Source organism: Streptomyces morookaense (genome assembly GCF_013030945.1).
Lineage (GTDB): Bacteria > Actinomycetota > Actinomycetes > Streptomycetales > Streptomycetaceae > Streptomyces > Streptomyces morookaensis.
Genome location: NZ_JABBXF010000150.1, coordinates 1 through 4,160, shown reverse-complemented (window position 1 = coordinate 4,160; position 4,160 = coordinate 1). Strand labels below are relative to the sequence as shown.

Genomic DNA, 4,160 nt, shown 5'->3' with positions numbered 1-4,160 from the left:
CACCGCGCGCGGCGACGACATCGATGTCGTCCTCGGTCTCGAAGCCGGCGCCGACGACTACATCGTCAAGCCCGCCCGCGGCGAGGTTCTGGAGGCCCGCATCCGCGCCGTCCTCCGCCGGGCCGCCCCCGGCGACGGCGGCGGTCCCGAGCCCGCCGCCGGCCGGCCCGCGGAGATCCACGGGGACCTGGCCATCGACCGCGCCGGGCTGCTCGTCTGCAAGAACGGCCAGGACTTGGCGCTCGCCCCCTCCGAGATGAAGCTGCTGCTCTACCTGTCGGCCACCCCCGGCCGGGTCTTCAGCCGCCAGCAGCTGCTGGAACATGTGTGGGAGCACAGCTACCACGGCGACGCCCGGCTCGTGGACGCCTGCGTCATGCGGCTGCGCAACAAGGTCGAGGACTCCTCGCGCGCGCCCAGGTACATCCAGACAGTGCGAGGCTTCGGCTACCGCTTCGGTCCCCTGTGAGACGTGGTACCGCTGTGAGACGACCGGTACTGCGCCGCCCCGACCTGGGCACCGTCGCACGCGGCCTGCGCGCCCGTCTGGTCGTCGGCTTCCTGCTGGTCGCGGCGCTCAGTGCGCTGATCACCGCCGCCCTCACCTTCAAGGAAGCGCGCAACGCGATCCTCAAGCGCACCCAGGACACCGCCGTCCAGCAGCTGCGCTCGCAGGTCGCCTCCCAGGTGCCCGACCTGCGCTTCCCGCCGTCGAACACGGACCTGCTGAAGTTCACCCAGGGCCTGGAGCGCGCCGGGCAGACGCAGCACTGGTTCGTCCACGCCCGCTACAAGGGCGGGCGCATGCAGCCCGACAACGTCGGCCTGGGCAAGGACATGGACGTCCGCTTCCCGCCCGGTGTGCGCGACAAGGTCGGCGCCGGTGTCGCCGCCTTCCAGCGCATCGACCTCGACGGCGACCCCGTGCTCGTGATCGGCCTGCCCGTCACCTACCGGGACAGCTCCGAGAAGTCCGGGCTGGAGGTCTACGCGCTCGTGCCGCTGCGCGAGGACGAGGCCAACGTGCGCGCCCTCGTCAACGCCGCCCAGTCCGGGGCCGTCCCGGCCCTGGCCCTGTCCGTCGTGCCCGCCCTGATCGCCGCGCGCGGCGTGCTGCGGCCCGTGCGGGAACTGCGCCGCGCCACCCAGAAGATCACCGAGGGCGAGCTGGACACCCGGCTGAAGGTCACCGGCCGCGACGAACTCGCCGATCTCTCCCGCACGTTCAACGACATGGCCGCCGCCCTGGAGGAGAACGTCGCCGAGCTGCGCCGTATGGAGGCCAACTCCCGGCGCTTCGCCGCCGACGTCTCGCACGAACTGCGCACCCCGCTCGCCGCGATGACCGCCGTCGTCGACGTCCTCGACGAGGACGCCGCCGGGCTCGACCCCGACACCGCCTACGCCGTGCGCCTCATCAGCGAGGAGACCGGGAAGCTCGCCCGCATGGTCGAGGACCTGATGGAGATCTCCCGCTTCGACGCCGGCGCCGCCGCCCTGCACCTGGACGAGGTCGACGTGGCCGAGACCGTGCGCAAGACCGTCCAGGCCCGCGGCTGGCAGGACAAGGTCACCACCGACCTGCCCCGGGGCGTACGGGCCCGCCTGGACCCGCGGCGCATCGATGTCGTCGTGGCCAACCTGATCGGCAACGCCCTGCGGCACGGCGGGGAGCCCGTCGGCATCGCCGTGCGCGTGGCCCGGCATCCCGACCGGGGCGAGGACCGGCTGCTGATCGAGGTCGCGGACAACGGCCCCGGCATCGACCCCGAGGTGCTCCCGCACGTCTTCGACCGCTTCTACAAGGCCGACGCCGCCCGCGTCCGCTCCGAGGGCAGCGGCCTGGGACTCGCCATCACCTCGGAGAACGTCCGCCTGCACCACGGCACCGTGATGGCCGCCAACGCACCTGCGGGAGGCGCGGTGTTCACCGTCGACCTGCCGCTGCGCACCGGAGAGGAGGAGGTATGAGGGCACGACGCGCGATGACCGTGTCCGCGGGTTCCGCGGCGCTGCTCGGTGTGCTCGCCGGCTGCGGCATCGAGCCGACCGACGTCGTCGAGGTCGGTCTGCCGGCCACGGGCGTGAAGCGCCCCGGCACCCGGGTGGAGGACGCCATACTCTACTTCGCGAGCCAGCCCGGCGGCGTCCTCCCGCTCCACCGGCCCGCAGGCGGCGAGGTGACCGCGGAGGAGGCCGTGCAGCTCCTGATGAAGGGGCCCAACGACGCGGAGCGGATGCGGGGCCTGTACTCCGAACTCCCGCGGGACGTAAGGGTGGTGGCGATCGCCACCGAGCAGGGCAAGGTGAGGATCCGGCTGTCGGGGGACGCCGGCCGGCTGTCGCCCGTGGCGCGTCAGCAGGTGGTGTGCACGGCGGTGCACAACGCGGTGCCGGGGGATCTGCCTCCGGAGGAGGTGACGGTGGACCTGTCCGGCACGAGCGGCAAGCCCATGCCGGACCAGACCTGTCGGGTGAAGGACATCTTCACGCCGCCGGTGTCGACGCCGACGCCGTAGCCGGTGCCCGATTCCGCCGCCCGCCCCGGACGCCCCCGGCCCTCAGGGCTGCAGCCCGCCCAGCCGTCCTTCCAGCAGTACCAGCAGCTCCGCGAGGGTCTCGGCGAGCTCCGTCTGGCGGGCGGTGCCCAGGCCTTCCAGCAGCGCCTGCTCGTAGCCGAGTTGGTGGGGGATGAGCCGGTCGATGAGCTCCCGGCCCTCGTCGGTCAGCGACAGGTGGGCGACCCGGCGGTCGCGGTCGTCGGGTCGCCGTGCCACGAGGGCGCGGTCCTCCAGGATCCGCAGCCGCTTGGTGACCGCGGCCCCCGAGGCGAAGGTCTCCCGGGCGATCTGGCCCGGGGTCAGCTCCCGGCCCGTGCGGCGCAGGGTGCCCAGGATGTCGAACTCCGCCCGGGTCAGACCCTCCCGCACCAGCGGGGCGTCCGTGGCCTGCTGCAGCAGCGCGGCACAGCGGTTCAGCCTGCCGATGACGGCCATCGGCGCGGTGTCCAGCCCGGGGTGGACCTGCTGCCACTGGCGCAGCACGCGCGCGACGATGTCCTCTGCCACAGTGCCGATCCTCTCCTGTCGGTGCTCCCGGCGGGTCTCCGGGATCTCCCGGTAGATTCTGCCGTCCCGCCCCCGGGCTGCCGGAAGGCGGCATGGCCTGCGGGAGTCCACCGGAGCCCTTCGTCGGCGCCGGCCCGCGCCGTCTACGCCGCCGTCGCGCGCGCCGGGAGCCGCTCCGCGAGTGCGGCCAGCGTGCGGTGGCCCTCGTGCTCCTCCTCCGTCACCCGCTCGTCGGGCAGCGCCCGTTGCCACCACTCGCCCGCCGCGATGTCCGCGGCCTCCCGCAGTTCGACGAGCGCGGCGGCGAGCCGGTCCCGGTGCGGGCCGGGGTCCGTGGCCGCGGCGGCCGCGTGCCGGGCCTCGCGGACGCGGGCCAGGGCGGCCTCGGTCCGGTCCGCCGCGCGCCGGTTGGTGACGACCACGCAGGTGAGCAGCCCGACCGCGGCCCCGACGAGGGTGTCGGTCCAGCGGTCGCCGATCAGCTGCGCGGCGGGCCGGGGTCCGGCGAACTCGTTCAGCAGCAGCGCCATGGGCGTGACGCACAGGGTGCCCAGCCAGTAGTTGCGGGCGATGAACGCCTCGGCTCCCACCTGGAGGACGAGCGCGGTGAGCACCAGCGGAACCGCACCCGACCGGGTGAGGGGCAGCAGCGCGGTGAAGAGCACCAGGCCGAGCAGGTTGCCGACGACGCGCTGCACGGCGCGCTGCCAGGACAGCGTGGTGTTGGCCTGGAAGACGGCCGCGGCGGTCACGACGGCCCAGTACGGGTGGGCGCTGCCGACGGCCATGGACGCCCACCCGGCCAGCGTCGCCCCGACCGCGACCCGGGCGCCGGGCGGCAGCAGGGGGGAACCGGGGCGCAGCCGGTCCGCGAGCGGTCCCGCAGCGGCGCCGGAAGGCGGAAGAGGCGTGGCGTCCTCGGGCAGCGGCCCGCCCTTGCGCAGGGTACGGGCCCGGTCCGCCAGCCGACCGGTTTCCCCGCCGTGGCCGGCCAGCGCGGCCTCGGCCTGCAGGACGAGATGGTGCAGCGGGCCGGCGACGTGGGCCGGGGCACCGGCGAGCGCCCGGCGGGCTGCGCCGGAGGCGGCGGCC

General features: G+C 74.5%; 5 protein-coding genes. 3 read left to right on the top strand and 2 right to left on the bottom strand.

Annotated features, from left to right (window positions below; translation table 11 throughout):
- From HG542_RS33550 to HG542_RS33540, 3 genes are all read left to right on the top strand, one after another.
- The coding region (locus HG542_RS33550; protein WP_171088162.1) for a response regulator transcription factor at positions 1–469 on the top strand (469 nt) is incomplete at its 5' end.
- Between the two features lie 14 nt (positions 470–483).
- On the top strand, positions 484–1,971 hold the full coding sequence (locus HG542_RS33545; protein WP_227725559.1) for an ATP-binding protein: 1,488 nt from the start codon (positions 484–486) through the stop codon (positions 1,969–1,971).
- Entirely contained in the window at positions 1,968–2,519 is a 552-nt protein-coding gene (locus tag HG542_RS33540) for a GerMN domain-containing protein (RefSeq protein ID WP_171088158.1), read from the top strand. Before HG542_RS33545 ends, HG542_RS33540 begins: the two co-directional genes overlap by 4 nt.
- 42 nt (positions 2,520–2,561) lie before the next feature.
- Here HG542_RS33540 and HG542_RS33535 read toward each other — a convergent pair whose 3' ends face one another.
- A complete protein-coding gene (locus HG542_RS33535; RefSeq protein WP_171088156.1) occupies positions 2,562–3,068 on the bottom strand; it encodes a MarR family winged helix-turn-helix transcriptional regulator in 507 nt (168 codons plus the stop codon).
- A gap of 143 nt (positions 3,069–3,211) precedes the next feature.
- Positions 3,212–4,160 (bottom strand): FUSC family protein (locus HG542_RS33530; RefSeq protein ID WP_171088154.1); only part of this gene is annotated, 949 nt, incomplete at its 5' end.

Coding starts and splice junctions, on each gene's coding strand:
- HG542_RS33540 (WP_171088158.1), top strand. CDS start 1,968: ATGAGGGCACGACGCGCGATGACCGTGTCCGCGGGTTCCGCGGCGCTG.